Annotated in this window: 14 protein-coding genes; 10 read left to right on the forward strand and 4 right to left on the reverse strand. The window is 38.1% G+C overall.

All coding sequences use genetic code 11. The annotated features are described in order from the left end of the window. Positions 1-169: 169 nt before the first annotated feature. Positions 170-1018 carry a MipA/OmpV family protein gene (locus tag ACFI4Z_RS06620; protein WP_462669893.1) on the forward strand — a complete coding sequence of 283 codons (849 nt, stop codon included), beginning with the start codon at positions 170-172 and terminating at the stop codon, positions 1016-1018. Here the strand turns inward: ACFI4Z_RS06620 and ACFI4Z_RS06625 are convergent. The 3 genes from ACFI4Z_RS06625 to ACFI4Z_RS06635 are packed head-to-tail and all read right to left on the reverse strand — an operon-like array spanning position 1002 to position 3303. Further along, positions 1002-2192 carry an ATP-binding protein gene (locus tag ACFI4Z_RS06625; RefSeq protein WP_462669894.1) on the reverse strand — a complete coding sequence of 397 codons (1191 nt, stop codon included), beginning with the start codon at positions 2190-2192 and terminating at the stop codon, positions 1002-1004. The genes ACFI4Z_RS06620 and ACFI4Z_RS06625 overlap by 17 nt on opposite strands. Then, positions 2189-2869 carry a response regulator transcription factor gene (locus ACFI4Z_RS06630; protein ID WP_462669895.1) on the reverse strand — a complete coding sequence of 227 codons (681 nt, stop codon included), beginning with the start codon at positions 2867-2869 and terminating at the stop codon, positions 2189-2191. Before ACFI4Z_RS06630 ends, ACFI4Z_RS06625 begins: the two co-directional genes overlap by 4 nt. Continuing rightward, positions 2869-3303, reverse strand: a complete 435-nt coding sequence (locus ACFI4Z_RS06635) for a DUF3019 domain-containing protein (protein ID WP_462669896.1) — start codon at positions 3301-3303, stop codon at positions 2869-2871. The genes ACFI4Z_RS06630 and ACFI4Z_RS06635 overlap by 1 nt, the downstream gene beginning before the upstream one ends. 477 nt (positions 3304-3780) lie before the next feature. Between ACFI4Z_RS06635 and ACFI4Z_RS06640 the strand changes: the two genes are divergently transcribed. From ACFI4Z_RS06640 to ACFI4Z_RS06675, 8 genes are all read left to right on the forward strand, one after another. Continuing rightward, positions 3781-4485, forward strand: a complete 705-nt coding sequence (locus ACFI4Z_RS06640; RefSeq protein WP_462669897.1) for a DUF3581 domain-containing protein — start codon at positions 3781-3783, stop codon at positions 4483-4485. A gap of 103 nt (positions 4486-4588) precedes the next feature. Continuing rightward, positions 4589-5833 (forward strand): DEAD/DEAH box helicase, encoded by a 1245-nt coding sequence (locus tag ACFI4Z_RS06645; protein WP_462669898.1) that lies wholly within the window; start codon positions 4589-4591, stop codon positions 5831-5833. Between the two features lie 43 nt (positions 5834-5876). After that, the gene (locus ACFI4Z_RS06650; RefSeq protein ID WP_462669899.1) at positions 5877-6854 is read left to right on the forward strand and encodes a sensor domain-containing diguanylate cyclase; all 978 of its coding nucleotides are present in this window, start codon (positions 5877-5879) and stop codon (positions 6852-6854) included. Between the two features lie 342 nt (positions 6855-7196). Continuing rightward, positions 7197-7991, forward strand: a complete 795-nt coding sequence (locus ACFI4Z_RS06655; protein WP_462669900.1) for a DUF6236 family protein — start codon at positions 7197-7199, stop codon at positions 7989-7991. Positions 7992-8207: 216 nt separating this feature from the next. Next, complete coding sequence (locus ACFI4Z_RS06660) at positions 8208-9746, forward strand: transposase (RefSeq protein ID WP_462669901.1); 1539 nt, start codon at positions 8208-8210, stop codon at positions 9744-9746. Positions 9747-9986: 240 nt separating this feature from the next. Then, on the forward strand, positions 9987-10520 hold the full coding sequence (locus ACFI4Z_RS06665) for a hypothetical protein (RefSeq protein WP_462669902.1): 534 nt from the start codon (positions 9987-9989) through the stop codon (positions 10518-10520). After that, positions 10520-10900 (forward strand): hypothetical protein, encoded by a 381-nt coding sequence (locus ACFI4Z_RS06670; protein WP_462669903.1) that lies wholly within the window; start codon positions 10520-10522, stop codon positions 10898-10900. Before ACFI4Z_RS06665 ends, ACFI4Z_RS06670 begins: the two co-directional genes overlap by 1 nt. A gap of 105 nt (positions 10901-11005) precedes the next feature. Then, positions 11006-11833 (forward strand): DUF2971 domain-containing protein, encoded by an 828-nt coding sequence (locus ACFI4Z_RS06675; protein ID WP_462669904.1) that lies wholly within the window; start codon positions 11006-11008, stop codon positions 11831-11833. A 464-nt stretch (positions 11834-12297) separates the two neighbouring features. On the opposite strand, the gene ACFI4Z_RS06680 is transcribed toward ACFI4Z_RS06675, so the two are convergent. Further along, positions 12298-13254 carry a methylenetetrahydrofolate reductase gene (locus ACFI4Z_RS06680; RefSeq protein WP_462669905.1) on the reverse strand — a complete coding sequence of 319 codons (957 nt, stop codon included), beginning with the start codon at positions 13252-13254 and terminating at the stop codon, positions 12298-12300. Between the two features lie 259 nt (positions 13255-13513). On the opposite strand from ACFI4Z_RS06680, the gene ACFI4Z_RS06685 reads away from it, so the two are divergent. Further along, positions 13514-16399: a M16 family metallopeptidase gene (locus ACFI4Z_RS06685; RefSeq protein ID WP_462669906.1), complete on the forward strand. Its 2886-nt coding sequence runs from the start codon at positions 13514-13516 to the stop codon at positions 16397-16399. Positions 16400-16526: the final 127 nt, after the last annotated feature.

Genomic DNA, 16526 nt, shown 5'->3' on the forward strand with positions numbered 1-16526 from the left:
GATATTAGGGCGTAAAATAACAGTTTTCGCCGCTTTGTTGGTCAAAAAATTATACAATAAAGCGTGCAAGCGATATGATCGTACCGGTGAAGATAAAGGCTAAGAAGTTTTCAGTGGTATTAAGTTGTAATAATAACTATTAATTTATGGCATAAGGTGAGTTGCGTTAATGAAGAAATTGTTTGGCTTGCTGTGTTGTTTATCTGCATCAACTGTATTTGCGCAGGCTGATGTTAAACTTAAGCAACCACAACTAATTAAAAAGTCGACAATACATGCCAGTATTACAGTTGGCTATGGTGGTATTGAAAACCCGGTACTTGATGCCAATGATGTTACTTCGCCAATCCTACCAAGTTTTGCTTATTACGGTGATCACTGGTACTTCGATGACTTCTCTGTTGGCTACAGCTTATTTGAGACTGAGAACTTCTATGTTGATTTACTTGGTCGCTTTAATGATGATGGCTTTTTCTTTGAACTTGATGGTGTAGATAAACTTTATGCGGTAGGTGCTGTAAGGTCGAACTCAGGCAGGCCTTCGTTACCCTCAGCTTCACCTATTAACCTAACGCCTATAGAGCGTGACCTTTCTTATATGGCTGGCTTATCATCTGCTTTAAATGTGTATAATGATATCTGGCTAAGTGCGGCTTATGTGCACGATGTGACCAATGTTCATAATGGCTATGAAATCTTGCTAAACGGCTATCAAGTATTTGAACTTTTTTCTGGTACGGCTGGAATAGAAGCGGGTATTAATTATAAAAATGAAGAGCTGGTCGACTATTATTACACGGTTAATCCGTCAGAAAGTAAAACTCGTTTACTGAGCTATAATTTAGAAAGTGCTACTAACTACTATTTGAAAGTGAGCTACGAATACCCCATTAGCGTTAGTTTCAGTATTGATTTTAAACTCAAACACACTTGGCTTGATAGTAACTTAGCTAACTCGCACATGATAAGTAAAAGCAGCTATTTCTCAGGATTTACAGGTGTCACTTATCATTTTTAGGCCAGCTGATAGTGATCTGTGCACCACCTGTTTCTGAACTATTAGCTAAGCTGATTTTGCCTCCATGCCAGTTGGCAATGCGATGGACGATATACAGTCCTAATCCATAACCACTCGCTAATTTATCTCCTTCGCCTTGTTTAAATGGCTCAATAAGCGCATCAGCATTAATTGGCAAACCTGTTCCATCGTCTGTGACGCTTATCAAGTAATAACCTGATTGTTCGTAACTATTAATTTGAATTGTGTGCTTTGCATATTTTGTGGCATTTATCAGTAGGTTTTGTAAAGCAATAGCCATAAAGCTCGCTTCACAGTATGTTGATTTTACATTTAATACAGGAATAAATTTGAGCTCTTTATATAAATCAAACTTAGCAATTTCTGTATTGATAAGCTTGGGTAATTCAACTTCCTGTTGTTTAAACACACTATGCTGGTGCTCTAAACGAGCAAACGATAAGTACTGCTCTAAGCGCAGTTCAATCTCATCAATATCATGTTCGATTTGAGTCCTTTCTTGTGATTCAAGATCTGAAATTGATAATGCAAACCGCATACGAGTAAGAGGAGTGCGTATCTCATGAGAAATAATGCGCGATAAATCGTTGTGTAACTGTACAAACTTGTCGATACGCTCAGACATATGGGTAAAGGTAGTCGCCAGCGGCGCAATTGAAGAATTTTCTTTGATTGGTAAGGTAATTTTTTCTGGCTTTTTACTAAAGCGTTTTGCTGCTGTCTGCAATAAGCTGAGATCACGAAAAACAGGGCGAATGAATAATAATATCAACCCACCTAATAACAAGTAAAACGCGATAAACGCTAACCAATTTGTCGGCTCTGAGGATGCTAAGTTAATAGGGCCGATACGGTAGTGTTGTAATGTGTCACCTTTGAGATAAATGTATTGCTGTTGCTCTAAAGTAACGGTAATTATACCTTCTTGGTCAAATTTTTGTTTCAGCATCTGTGGTAAAAATAGTTGCGATGCATCGAGTCTTGTTATTTTTTGCTGTTTATTTTCAACTAGTAACCTAAATTCATCAACACTTAACTGAATACTGGGAGGCTGGGTAGAAAAAAAATAATTATAAAGTTGTCCAAATGATAAAACTAAAGCAATCAAGCTAATCGTAATAATTACATAGAGCTTTAAAAATTGTTGGTTCATGGCACTGTTATGTCCAAGCTATAGCCTTTGCCACGAACTGACTTTATATCTAGAGACGCTTGTTGCTGAGCAAAAAGCTCTTTTAGCTTTTTCCGTAACCTACTTATTTTTAGGTCAATAGCCCTGTCTAAACCATCATATTCACGGCCAATAACTAGTTTAAATAGTACTTCCCTGGACACGGCTTGTGGGCTATTTTTAGCTAAGAATGAGATAATTTCGAATTCGTTATCATTTAGCCCAAGTGGGGTGTTAAGAAATATAGCGTCGCGCTTTTTTACATCAATATATAAACTTTGCGATTCTTTATTAGTTTCTTGTTGTAGGCTGATAATATTTTTCACTTTTGCCAACAATAACTCTGGTCGGATGGGTTTGACTAGGTAATCATACGCGCCCAGTTCCAAACCCTTAATTTGGGATTGAATGGAATCCAGTGCAGTTAGAAAGATAACTGGGCAACAGTGATTTTTTTTCAAATGTTCAATTAACGCAAAACCATTGCCATCAGGAAGCATTACATCGCAGATGATCAATGTTGGGTTAAACATAATGTCGTGGTCATAATAACTTTGTGCTGTATTAAATACATCAACTGTATAGTTTTGTTTTAATAAAAATTTTTGAATTAAAGTGGCAAGTTTTAAGTCATCTTCTATCACAAATATATGGTGCATTATAAACTCCAGCCAAATCGGCGCTTGATGCGGTAATCACTCGCTTTGTAACTAGCAATTGATAATTCTTGTTCTTTAATAACTCGATCGGTGAGGGGGTCGATAAGTTGAATTTTTATTGAGTGAGAGGTTTGTAATTTTATATGCTCTCTAATCAACCCCTTTTCTGTGTAACACTGTGTATACTGTGGAAGGTTTGTTATTTCAATACATAATTCTTTAAAAGGCGCCAAAATAAAATTAATTTTTATGTTGAATTGACAAAGTTTTTGCTCAGATTCAGTTACACATACTGTTGGAGATACTTTTAAATAAGGTGTATCAACAGGTTTTGCTAAAGTGAATATGCTACAAAATACACAGCATAATAAAGTAATGCAGTGTATCGATTTTTTAATTTTATCAACGATTTTAAAACCCCTAGGGCAATGCAAAACTAATACACCTAAATAATCGGCGGTGAAGTGTCTAAAATTGAACTTGCCGCCTTACGTCTCTTTCTATTTATTATTCTTAACGTATTATCAAATAATGCTAGTAAATTCGTTTTTAATAAACGTTGGAAATATTTTCCCTATTTCACACGTGTATTTAAGTTATCGAGCTTTTGGTAATTAACTGTGGCAATACCTGAAAATTACATTGCCGATTGAGCTTAAATTATACAGCTGGAATAGAGAACCAGTGTCACCTATTTTTAGCTAGTTGTTAACTGTTTGTACAAAAAGCTACATTTTACTTTGCGTTATGTTTATTAATAATAGTTAGTTTAGACGTTGCTGCACTATATTTTAAGTTAAGTAAGCAAATTACCTTGAGGTTATAAACAAAACTTTAACAGATTCGACCTCTATTGTATTTTTATCTGGTAGTATAGTCAGGTTATAAGCAGTTTAAGTAGTGAATAAACAATGTTAAGTCCTTATTATCAGCAACATGCTGACTATGTCTCTATTTCTCGCGAGCAAGGTTGCCGCTTTGCTAAGTGTGTAGCTGATGATTACAACCCGCTTCATGATAAAGACGCAAAGAGATTTTGTGTACCTGGGGATCTATTGTTTTCGTTGGTATTAAGTAAGTATGGTATCAGTGAAAGAATGGAGTTCACCTTTGCAGGTATGGTTGATGAAAATTCAAAACTTCATTTTCCACAAGGTGCAGATGAATTTGATATAACCAGCGGTGAAAAAGTCATGCTTAAGGTTAAGCGTGAAGGTAAAACAAGCCAGTGTGAAACACTAACAAATAGTTTAATTAAAAACTACGTAGAGTTTTCAGGCACTACGTTCCCACATGTAATTATCCCACTTATGGGTAAGCAAGATGTGATGATAAACCCGGCTAGACCGATGGTAATCTATGAGTCTATGCTGATTAACCTCGATACATTGGATATCACGGCGCCTACATTAGAGTTTGCTGAACCTGATTTCGAATGCGCAGGTAAGCGCGGTAAAATAACACTGCGATTTAATTTGCTAGAGAATGGCAAAAAAGTGGGCTCAGGTGAAAAACATATGGTTGTATCTGGCATACGAGAATACTGCCAAGCGACTGTTGACGATCTGATTGCGTTTTATAACGAGCGCAAAGAAACGCTTAAGCCCGTAGCTTAAATCCGCGATAATTTAAACATCTCTAAGAGGCGCGTAAGTGCCTTTTTTGTTGCACGTTTTGCGCGTACAATAATGCTAATATTTGTCATTCCAAGTTTATCTTATGTCTGCTGCAACCTTTACTGATCTTCATCTAGACCCTTTATTACTCAAGAGCCTTGAGCTAACTGAATACCAAACTCCTACAGCAATTCAGCTACAAACAATCCCACTCATTTTGGCAGGTCATGATGTGATGGGTAGTGCGCAAACGGGAACGGGTAAAACAGCTGCCTTTGTATTACCTCTATTACACAAACTAATCACTAGTGATAAAAAAGATGAGCAAGGTACCGCGCGTGTTTTAATATTAACGCCTACCCGAGAACTTGCTCAGCAGGTCTTTGCTAGTTTCGAAAAATATGCACAAGGCTGTGGCATCAAGGGTGCCCTAGCATATGGTGGCGCAAGTATTGGCCCTCAAGTCAAAGCGATGAAAGAGGCACAAGTAGTGGTTGCCACCCCTGGGCGTTTACTTGATCACATTATTAAAGGCAGTATTACTCTATCAAGCGTAGACTCATTAGTATTTGACGAAGCTGATCGCATGCTCGATATGGGCTTTATTGACGAGATTAAACGTATTTTGCGCCATGTGCCACGTGACCGTCAGACTTTATTATTTTCAGCTACCTTTGATGATAGCGTATTTGAATTGAGTAAAAAGTTACTCAAGGACCCTAAGCTTGTTGAAGTTGATAAACGCAACTCTGCTGCTGTTGAGGTTGAGCAAGTTATTTATGCTGTAGATGAAGATCGTAAGCGAGAGCTAGTCTCCCACATGATTGGTATGAAAAACTGGCGCCAAGTGCTTATTTTTACCCGAACTAAACAAATGGCAGACAAGTTAGCTAAAGAAATGTGTAAAGACGGGCTTAAAACGGAGTCTATCCATGGCGATAAATCACAAGGAGCGCGTGATAGGGCACTGCAAAACTTCAAAGAGGGAACCACTCGTGTGCTTGTTGCAACGGATGTTGCTGCGCGAGGGTTAGACATTGTCTCATTAAAATACGTAATCAATTTTGAACTTCCTTATATAGCTGAAGATTACGTTCACCGAATTGGTCGAACGGGCAGAGCAGGTGAGCAAGGCCTTGCAATGTCATTAGTAAGTCTTGATGAGCAGTGGCTTCTTGAGGAGATTGAAGTCCTATTAGATACTCGCCTAACGCCACAATGGCTTGCAGGCTATGAGCCTGACCCAAACAAAAAGCCTAAAGATAACCGTAAAAATACGAATAAATCGCGAAAAGACCGTGATAAAAAACGAATTTTAGGTAAAAAAAGTTCAAACCGCCGCCGATAAGTCTTTTATACTTAATTTTAAGTAGTCAGCGCGGGTGCTCAGTATGTTTAAAACTAATCAGTGGATGTTCTCAGAAAAAGACAGCCATATATCTTTACAGAAGTGGCAGAAAACGGTCGATTTAATGACTGAGTTATTTTCAGCTCCAGCAGGATTTGTTGTTCAAGCTACTGACGCTGGTTACCGAATTGTAGTTGCCAGCGAACAGCGAGAAAACCCGTATAAAGCAGGGGAGGTCGTGCCACTTGATACTAATATTTTTTGTAAGAAAGTGGTGCAAGAAAATCAATCACTTTATGTAAACCATGCCAGCGACGACGGTAGTTGGACTGATAACCCAGAGGTGACTCGCGATGGTTTTGAGTCTTATTTAGGCTTACCTATTCATTGGCCTGATGGTGAAGTGTTTGGCACATTATGCGTAATGGACTTTCAGCAAACAGATTATCAGCACAATTATTTAGAGTTGATCAAACAACTTAGAGATTTAGTTGAAGATGATTTAGAAATGCTAAATAGTTTTGTGCAAATGCGCGAAATAGCCATGCTGGATCCGCTGACTAACATTTATAACCGCCGAGCACTGAGTTTGTTGGCTCAACAAAAGCTCAATTTAGCAAATCGATTAGGTTTTGATGTCTGTTGTTTGTTTATTGATGTAAATGACTTTAAAAAGCTAAATGACAGCTATGGCCATGAAGTTGGCGATAATGCATTAATTGTCCTAGCAAAAACACTGAAAACGCATTTAAGAGATGCCGACATTATTGGTCGCTTAGGAGGGGATGAGTTTGTTGCGGTAATTCAGATTTCTGACAGGTTATTAATTAATAATGTGATAGATAAAATAATAAATGCTTACCACGCAGAGCTTGCAGATAAAAACCTACCAAATTTAACCTTGAGTATAGGACGTAGTTTTAGCTCTTCAGAAAAAGAGTCGTTCGAAGCATTACTAGATATGGCAGATAAAGATATGTATAGCGTAAAACAAGCGTTTAAGTTAGCCAAAAAACCTTAAAGACCTCACCGGACAGCTAGCTAAGAGCGATAACCGGCCATCGAAAAAGTTAAATTTATTCTTATTTTGATGAGTAGGAGCCTAATTTTGTCCGATAACATTATTAAACGCCGTTTTGGTGCAAAATAACACGCTTAATTCCTAGCTGTTTTAATTACTTGTTTACAAAGGTAATTATTGGTGAAATTATCAGGGTATGTAATATACGCCGTTCTGGTGTGTTATAAACCACCAAAATGGTGTTCAACAAGCTGTTATGAGCACAGGCAAGGAGTGTACTAAATGGATAGAGGTGTAATAGCTTCACCTGGGATCATAAATAGATTACCCAAGGGCTTTCAAATGGAACGTAGTCTTTCGATTGACGAACTACGTTATTACATTCTTTATTGGGATAAAGTTGTAATCCCCGGAAACAATCTTGTTTATATTGGATTACCCGAAGAAGAGCAGTTAATTGAATCAGGTGCTTTAGAGCGACCTAAAGTTGGATTCAGTGGACGATTTGAGGGCGACCAAGTTACAAACGCTATATTGTCTTGTCAAAGTTTAGTCGCACAAGAATTAGTGAAAGATAAAACTACAGATTGGGTTGTTCATCAGCTAGGAGGTGAATGCCAATTTCCTACTGGCTTTAACCAACGGAGAAATATTATTCGTGTGGATCTTGCCTCTTCATTACCAGTACCAACTGGCGATGTTAACATCTATGAACTTTTAGAGTTTAAAGAGAAACGAAAAGATGAGCTTTACTCCCTTCATGCACACCTAGATGATTTGTATGAGCAAGTTTTAAGTTCAGCCGATCAAGACTTAGCGTCTAAAAGAGCGATTTCAGATTTAGCTAAATCAATTGCTGATTTGGACTCTGTAACTCATGAGCGCTTTAACAAAACTGGTAAATTTGATTTGTCAGCAGAACTTAATTTAAGTGGTAAAGATATTTCTGTTGGTGCGGCATCTGGAGCTTTGATAGACTTTTTTTCATCAGGAATGACATTACCTATTGCTACTATAGCTGGTGCTATAATATCAACAATAAAAGTGCAATCTAAAGCCACTAATACTTTCCAGCCTGCAAGTAATAATTCAAAGCTTGCTTTTCTGGCAAACGCTAAAAGAGAAGTGTTGGTGTAATGTGCTCATAAGCAATTCAACAGGACAAAAAACAGTTGGTTTTGCTCCTGCGTCGCTATTTTAACCAACTATTTTTTGCCTGTTAATTGGGCGTTGAGGCTGTAGAATTACTCTTTTTAGAAACATATCCTACTATACAAATCTGATTGTATTTTAACCTTGAAACCACTGGGTTACTATGATCTAATGGTTATTATTCACCCACGGTAAATTGTTATGGCCAACTACAAGCCTGACTTATCCTGCCAAAACAAATTCATTCCTATCAATTTCGCTGAGCAAATTTTGCCGGGAACATTTGAATATGCCCTTTGTTATATTGTCGAAAATAAACTCGACTTATCGGGCTTTGACGCGTGGTACAACAACGACAAAACGGGTGCTGCGGCGTATCCGCCTACGGTGATGTTAAAGATTATTTTACTCGGTTATGCGCATGGGTTAATAAGTAGCCGCCGGATTGCGAAGGCTTGCGAGCATAATATTTTATTTATGAGTGTGTCAGGAGATATTCAGCCGCATTACACATCAATAGCAGGTTTCGTAGCCAAAATGCACGAACAGATTGAGCCACTATTTACGCAAGTGCTTCTGATATGTGATGAAGAAGGTTTGATAGGCCGTAACATGTTTGCCATTGATGGGTGTAAATTAAAGTCAAATGCGAGTAAAGAGTGGAGCGGCACTTTCGATGAGCTAGGGCGTAAAAAAACAAAATTAGAACGCGCAAGCAAACGTATTATTGAGCGTCACCAATCACAAGATGGACTGGGCGAGGAGCTCATTGAACAGGACTTAAAGCAAAAAGAAAAACTGGATAAAAGCGCAGAGAAAATTACAGACTTCCTCGCCACACACAAAGAAAAAATAGGCAGTAAAGGCAAGCCCATTAAAAGCAATATCACCGACCCAGACAGCGCAAAAATGACCACCTCAAAAGGCACCATTCAAGGCTACAATGGTATTGCAATAAATGACGATAAACACCAAATCATCCTGCAAGCACAAGCATGGGGGTCGGTGGGTGAGCAACAAACACTCCAGCCAGCCGTTGAGCAATTAAAACGACAACTTGATAAATTAAACACCGATAAAATTACAGACGAAAACACAATTAAGTTCACTGCAGACAGTGGGTTTAACAGCGAAGCAAACCTTGAATACATGGCGCAAAGTGGCTTTGATACTTACATTGCGGATAACCAATTTAGAAAACGCAACCCACTGTTTAAAGACAGCGAAACCTACGAAACAGAGCAAGAAAAACGCCGATTAAAGCGCAGTAAAGGCAAGCCTCGTTTATTTACCTCAGACGACTTCCATTATGATGAGGCGACACAAACCTGCCGCTGCCCCGCAGGCAATAATATGTGGCGAAGCGGGGTTAATGTAAACAGTCATAACCAAAAATACACGCGATTCTGTGGTTATTTAAAAGACTGTAAGGTATGCCCACTGCAACAGCAATGTATGCGAAAGCCACCGATAAAAACAGGGCGACAAGTACAGTTTAAAAATGATGAATCATGTAAAAAGCTAAGCTACATCGACAAAATGAAGGTCAAAATAGACAGTCCAATGGGGCGACGACAATACAGTAAGCGATTAGGCTGTATAGAGCCCGTGTTTGGAAATATTACAGTAAACAAAGGCATGAATAAATTAACCTTACGGGGACAAACGAAAGTGAATGCCCAATGGCAACTATATTGCCTAGTTCATAACATAGAAAAACTGCAAAACACGATGCATTAAGAAGGGGAAGCCCTTTTAACTTAAAATAAAGCGACTCAACCACTCGTAACCACTTCCAAAACGCCAATTAAAACAATATCAAACACTTTTTATATCCTACATAAAAGTACAGTAATCGATTGAACGAAAATAGGAACTCAGCTATGGTTTGTTTATCAATAAAAATAAACAAAAAAACGAGTTAATCTACAGGCTCGTTAGGCTTATAGGGTCATCATTCATCAAGGAGAGTGTGTATAAATGAATTTCTCAGAAAGAATATGGACTTCTGCATTAAAATCATGGGGGGCTCTATTTACTATAATTGGTGTCATTGCTTCCATAATAAGTTTTTTTGTAGTCCCTTCGGCGACAACACTTCCTTTAAACTGGACTCTTGTTATTGTTATTCTGCTGGTTTCTTTAGTTAGTATATTTGCTCGGGCTGCATTCGATGCCCATACTGATTCAAAAATGACTTTACCAAAAGTAAGAACAGTCATAGATCCACCATCCTCCTATAGTGAAGCATCAGCTCTTTTACTTTTAGATCCAACAGAATTGCTGTCTCACGATTCTATAGTTTCGGTATATTATAATGACAGCGGTATAGAGCGATTATCTGGCATTGGTAAGGTGGTAAATATTCAAAATAACAAGATGGTTCAAGTTATTTTAATAAAAGATGCTGAGTTTAGTGAAAAAGTAGATGCTTTAAAGGCAAATAAACCAGAAGACTTAGAAAAACTAATTGTTAAACCTTCTGTTCCAAGTTTTTATCTAGGTGGTGACTAATGAATACTCAAGACAAAATTGTTGTAGTTCGCGTTATTGATGAATTTACTGTTGTGTTAAATATAGGCATAGAAAAAGGTGTTTCTAAAGGAGATAGCTTTTTAGTTTATTATGTAGAACCAGAAGAAATAATAGACCCAGTTACAGGAGGAAGTCTCGGTTGTTTGGAAATAGTTAGAGGTTCCGGTTCTGTGATTCATGTACAAGATAAAATGTGTACGATAAAATCGAATAGAACTCAATCTGGTGGGCGTATAGTAAGAAAATCGGGAATGGGTGGACTTGCAGCAGCTTTAGTTGGCGAAACGATTGAAGATCCAGTAAAGCATCCAGTACCTTTTGATTCACCAGAAGTTGGAGATTCAGCAAAGCCTATATAAGCTGTTAAACAAGGACAAAAAACCAGTTGGCTTTTGCTCCTTCGTCGCTAATTTTAGCCAACAATTTTTTCCTGTTAACAGGGCGTTATGTTTTTTGGAGGCCAATTGGACTTTCCCACAGATCGTATATATAAATTTTCATCGTTCAACGAGAATTCTATTTCGGCTTTAGCAAGTAGTTCTGTATGGTTTTCTAAACTTAAAACACTTAACGATCCTTTTGAAGGGTTTGTAATTTATAACGAACCTCAAGATGAAGATGAGAAAATTACACAACTAATAAAGTTTGCAACTGAATCTTTGAAAACAGTTACTAATCCTGAAAAAGCAATAGAAATTGCCACACAAAGGTATTTAGCTGACGGTGATTTATTTATTAACAAAATGAATGAATTAGCTGTTGAGTTAAAGGCGAACCGAGAAGCTTTTTTCAAGTCTTTATGCGTCTTCTCAACATCAATAGATATACCTGAATATCCATATCCTAATTATGCCAATATGTTAATGTGGTCTCATTATGGATTTGGGTTTTCTGGTTTTTGTTTACAGTTTTCAGCAAACAAGTTTTATAGTTCCCTTAAAGTTGAGCACCCTAAAGTTGTTTGGAGTACGGTGGATTACGTTGCAGAGCCTCTAAAAATTAACATCTTAGATTATTTAAACCAAGATAGTATCGAGTATTGCCGTCCAATTCTAACTAAACATGAGCAATGGTCTTACGAGGGGGAATTACGTTTTATCTCAAAGATTGAAGGTTTGCATCAATACTCTAGTGAAGCCCTTGAAGCAATTTATGTGGGTGAAAATATGCCTTCAGGACAGCAGAAAGTAATAAAAGCAATTGCAAATAACTATTTTCCCAAAGCGAAAGTATTTAAAGTTTCCATTCATTCAAGTGGATACAATGTCATTGCTGAAGAAATAAAAATATAATCGGGTAGCCTGAGGTCTCTAACTTCAAGCCCCCACACCACCCATCATGCGCTTTTTATTAACAGGAAGTGCAATGGGCGGTTCATCTCCCGTAATGAATATTGATCCAAATATTTCTCAATGACACTAAACCTTGTGACGCTAGATAGTCATTGCCTAGCGCAATGTTAATTCCTTTTGTTTTTGAGCTTCTACAAGGGCCCTTGCTTGCAAGCGGCAACTTTGGGGCTGGTGATACCTCATGCTATGGCAAGTCGGGATTAGAATCTGTATTACTCTTAAGCGCAGCGTCTCTTAACCTCTTTGTGAATAATTCACTAAGTTTGTTGCATAAAGAGAAGGAAACGAAGCTAAATACTTGAGCTGGCTTATTCTATGTCGCTTATCATCATTACTAGAAACTAGAAACTAGAAACTAGAACCTAGAACCTAGAACCTAGAACCTAGAACCTAGAACCTAGAACCTAAGCTATTTGCTTTTCGGCCAGGTTTAATTCCATTGTTGCTTTTAGCAAACGGTAAAGGTTAATTGATGCGTCAATTTCTTCTTTACGGTTGGTTAAGCTCTCAATGTTTAATCCTAATGGTACATCCAAATGAGCGCAGCTTTGTAGAATTAAATCTAAGTTTTCACGGCAAATGCGCACTGATTCACTCAGTGGATTGTTAGAATCCAGCATGCGCCATTTTGTGGCCTCCGGTACAGAAATCCCTAACCACCGCATAAAGTCTAACGTTTTCTCACTGCCACAAGGGGTGAAAGTTAGAATGATTCGTTGCGGCTTAATACCTTGTGCTTTACAGCTGCGTGCATAACTGGTGATTAAATCAATCGTGGCTTGGGCATTGTAAACAGCTTGCGAGATGAAAAATTTGCACCCTTGTGCGGTTTTTTCAAGTAGGCGTTCGTGTTCGTTACGTTTACTGGCATGGCGCTCAGCAATCGTGACGCCACCTAAAAAGAAGTCATTCGATTGTTGCTCTAACACTTTATAGGCATTTGGTAAGCTTAGCTTGATATCACCTTCAGATGAAGGGCTACCCACCAGCACTAAATTTTTTAAATCAAACTGGGTTTTGGTTTCATGTAACCATGCTTTAAATTCTTCTTCACCGCGCTGTGCAACACTTTTATAAGTGATCACGTCTTGATCGGATAAGTTACGCAATAGATGGCTGTACTCTCTCGGGTCCACAGTCTGTTTGAATGGAAAAGGACGCGGCTTGTCAGTACGGCTACTTTCATCTTGAATATCATAAATAATCACACCATCGTATTCAATTTCATGCAAACGACCTAAAAGCTTTTGCGCAATAGTTTCAAGTTGAGCTTTATCTGTACCAATGCGTGGTGGAGTTGTGCCAATTAAGTAAACGCCCTGATTGGTATCTTCAATTTTCTCTTGTAATGATAAAGCCATAATCCTCATTCCAGCCAATTAACTTTCTATATCAGATAATATAGCAGCCATTTAGACGTCTAGATAGATTTTTTTAGTGAAAGTTTTTCAATTACTATGAATTATATTCAAGTTGGAAACGTTTAATAGTGGTGTTTATACACAACTGTTTACATAAATTGTTATGCTGGGGGTCTTATATTTCCTCACTTTGTTGCATAATCAAAGTGATGTAGACATATTTATAACTAAAAAAATATTCAACTAACAAGGGATAACAATGAAATTTAAATTATTAGCAACGAGTTTAGCCGTTACGCTAGCACTGAGCGGGTGTGCTAGCAATGAAAGTACAACCATGGTTAAAGAAGTTGAAATAGAGCAAAACTCTGTAAACACTGCAAACGATCGTGTTTTTTCGCAAGACTACGTACTAGAAGAGTTAGATAACGGTTTACGTGTAATGATTGTTAAAACCGATTATCCAGATGTTGTTTCATTGCAAATCCCAGTATCTGTTGGTTCACGTAATGAAGTTGAAGCCGGTAAAACGGGTTTTGCGCACTTTTTTGAACATATGATGTTTAAAGGGTCTGAAAAGTTTCCACAAGATGTTTATTCAGATATCTTAAAAAATTCAGGCGTTGATAACCGCGCTTATACAACCAATGATTACACTAACTATCACTTAAACTTCTCGAAACAGCACCTTGATAAAGTACTCGAAATTGAAGCCGATATTTTCCAAAATTTAAAATATTCTGAAGAGCAGTTTCGTACTGAAGCATTAACAGTGAAAGGTGAATACCTTAAAAATAATGCCAGCCCTATCCGTAAGTTACTTTCAGCCGTGCGTAATGAAGCATTTGAAAAACATACCTATAAACACACTACAATGGGCTTTTTTGAAGACATTGAAGCTATGCCAGATCAAATGGCGTACGGTAAAGAGTTTTTTGAGAAGTTTTACAAACCAGAATATGTTTCATTAGTTATTGTTGGCGATGTTGATACAAAAGAAACCATGGCGATGGTTAAAAAGCACTGGGGTAACTGGCAAAAAGGCGATTATGTTGCTGATATTCCAACGGAGCCAAAACAGCAAGCGGCTAAGTATATCCATGAGAAAAACGAAGGTCTGCCAGGGCACTGGCTGCTCGTATCATACAAAGGCACAGCTTGGCAGCCAGAAGTAAAAGACCGCGCAGCCCTTGATTTGCTGTCGCAGCTTTATTTTTCAAATAATTCAGAGTTATATCAAGAGTTAGTGGTTGATAAACAAATTGCCAGCCAAATGTTTACCTATAATCCAGATACAAAAGATCCGGGCTTACTGCATGTATTTGTAAAAGTAGAAAACGAAGAAGATTTAGCTAAAGCGCGTGATGCAATTAATAATACGTATGCAAAAGCGCGTACAGAGCTTGTTGATAGCCAAAAGCTTGCTGACTTGAAATCTAACTTAAAATACAGCTTTATTAATGGCCTCGATTCATCTCAGTCAATTGCATCAACGCTTGCAAGTTATATGCACTTTGAAAGAGACCCTGAAGTGATTAACCAACTTTATGCAACCGCTGACAGTATTACAGCTAAAGATATTCAAGATATTGCTAACAAATACTTTGTTGATAGTGGACGCACAACGGTAACTATGTCGGCACTTGATAAAATAGCCGGTTTTGAAAAAGAAGTTGACCTAAATACGCTAGTTGCTAGCAAGCAAACAGTGAAAGAGCGCCACTTTAATGTGCTTGATAAGACCAATAGCTCACCATTGATTGACGTTAACTGGCTATTCCACACAGGTGCTGCGGCTGACCCTAAAGGTCAAAAAGGGGTGGCTGCATTGACTGCTGCCATGCTGGCACAAGGCGGCTCTGAATCTAAGAGTTATAATGATATCAAAACAGCACTGTATCCATTAGCAGGCAGTTTTGGTTATCAGATTGATAAAGAAATGATTTCATTGCAAGGACGTGTCCATAAAGATAATGCAGCTCAGTGGTATGCATTGGTAAGTGAGCAATTACTTAATCCTGGATTCAGAGAAGATGATTTTAAACGTTTAAAGAAAGAGCTTATTGACGGTATTAAATCGGGCCTTAAAGCCTCTAACGATGAAGAGCTAGGTAAAGAAGTGCTTTATCATAAGCTGTATCAAGGTCACCCTTACGAAAGTTACAACTATGGTGACTTGTCAGATTTAGAAGCATTAACACTTGATGATGTAAAAGCGTTTTACGCCAAAGAGTTCACACAGGCTAAGCTAACGGTTGGTCTAATAGGTGCTGTGCCTGAGTCTCTTAAAACAACCATGTTTGCTGATTTAAGCGATTTACCGAAAGGGGAGGAGAGTCGTTTATCAATTCCCGATGCACCAGAGCTTAAAGGGCATCATGCCACTATTGTTGAAAAGTCAGCGCAATCAACCGCTGTGTCATTTGGTTTCCCAATTGATACCATTCGCAGTAGCGAAGATTGGACTGCACTTTGGTTAGTGCGCTCGTACTTTGGTGAACACCGTAGCTCTAACTCATACTTGTATGAGCGCATTCGTCAAACGCGTGGTATGAATTATGGTGATTACGCGTATATCGAGTATTTCCCACGTGGTATGTTCCAAACAAAGCCAGATGCAAACCTTGGCCGTTCAGAGCAAATATTCCAAGTATGGTTGCGCCCGTTACGTTCAAATAACGATGCACACTTTGCAACACGTACGGCTTTATTTGAACTTGATAAACTGATTAAAAATGGCATGACTGAAAAAGATTTTGAGGCAACGCGCAATTTCTTAATCAACTTTGTGCCACAAATGGTTGCAAGCCAAAACCGCCAGTTAGGATACGCGCTTGATAGTGAGTTTTATAACACAGAAACATTTGTTAAATACGTGACGAGCCAGCTTGAAGAACTAAGCCTTGCTGATGTAAATCGCGTAATAAAAGAAAACTTACAAACAGATGATATTCAATATGTATTTATCACGGGCGATGGTAAAGATATGCAAAAACGCTTAGCGTCTGAGCAAACATCACCAATGGTATACAATGCAGAAAAACCAGCAGAACTGGTTGCTGAAGATAAAGTAATTGCTGATTACAAGTTATCTATTCCTGCGAAAAACATTGAAGTGTTGGCTGTAGATAAGGTGTTTGAATAACAAACATTTAAATAACTAAGACGATTAATTTAAATGCCCCAAGTTTGGGGCATTTTTATAACATTGCGCCAACCTTTATACCTAGTCCAAAAAGTATGGTAGCACTTATCAAAAGCACTAAAGTAAT

The organism is Pseudoalteromonas sp. RWi3 (assembly GCF_054960735.1).

Coding starts and splice junctions, on each gene's coding strand:
- ACFI4Z_RS06620 (WP_462669893.1), top strand. CDS start 170: ATGAAGAAATTGTTTGGCTTGCTGTGTTGTTTATCTGCATCAACTGTA.
- ACFI4Z_RS06625 (WP_462669894.1), bottom strand. CDS start 2,192: ATGAACCAACAATTTTTAAAGCTCTATGTAATTATTACGATTAGCTTG.
- ACFI4Z_RS06630 (WP_462669895.1), bottom strand. CDS start 2,869: ATGCACCATATATTTGTGATAGAAGATGACTTAAAACTTGCCACTTTA.
- ACFI4Z_RS06640 (WP_462669897.1), top strand. CDS start 3,781: ATGTTAAGTCCTTATTATCAGCAACATGCTGACTATGTCTCTATTTCT.
- ACFI4Z_RS06645 (WP_462669898.1), top strand. CDS start 4,589: ATGTCTGCTGCAACCTTTACTGATCTTCATCTAGACCCTTTATTACTC.
- ACFI4Z_RS06650 (WP_462669899.1), top strand. CDS start 5,877: ATGTTTAAAACTAATCAGTGGATGTTCTCAGAAAAAGACAGCCATATA.
- ACFI4Z_RS06655 (WP_462669900.1), top strand. CDS start 7,197: ATGGAACGTAGTCTTTCGATTGACGAACTACGTTATTACATTCTTTAT.
- ACFI4Z_RS06660 (WP_462669901.1), top strand. CDS start 8,208: ATGGCCAACTACAAGCCTGACTTATCCTGCCAAAACAAATTCATTCCT.
- ACFI4Z_RS06665 (WP_462669902.1), top strand. CDS start 9,987: ATGAATTTCTCAGAAAGAATATGGACTTCTGCATTAAAATCATGGGGG.
- ACFI4Z_RS06670 (WP_462669903.1), top strand. CDS start 10,520: ATGAATACTCAAGACAAAATTGTTGTAGTTCGCGTTATTGATGAATTT.
- ACFI4Z_RS06680 (WP_462669905.1), bottom strand. CDS start 13,254: ATGGCTTTATCATTACAAGAGAAAATTGAAGATACCAATCAGGGCGTT.
- ACFI4Z_RS06685 (WP_462669906.1), top strand. CDS start 13,514: ATGAAATTTAAATTATTAGCAACGAGTTTAGCCGTTACGCTAGCACTG.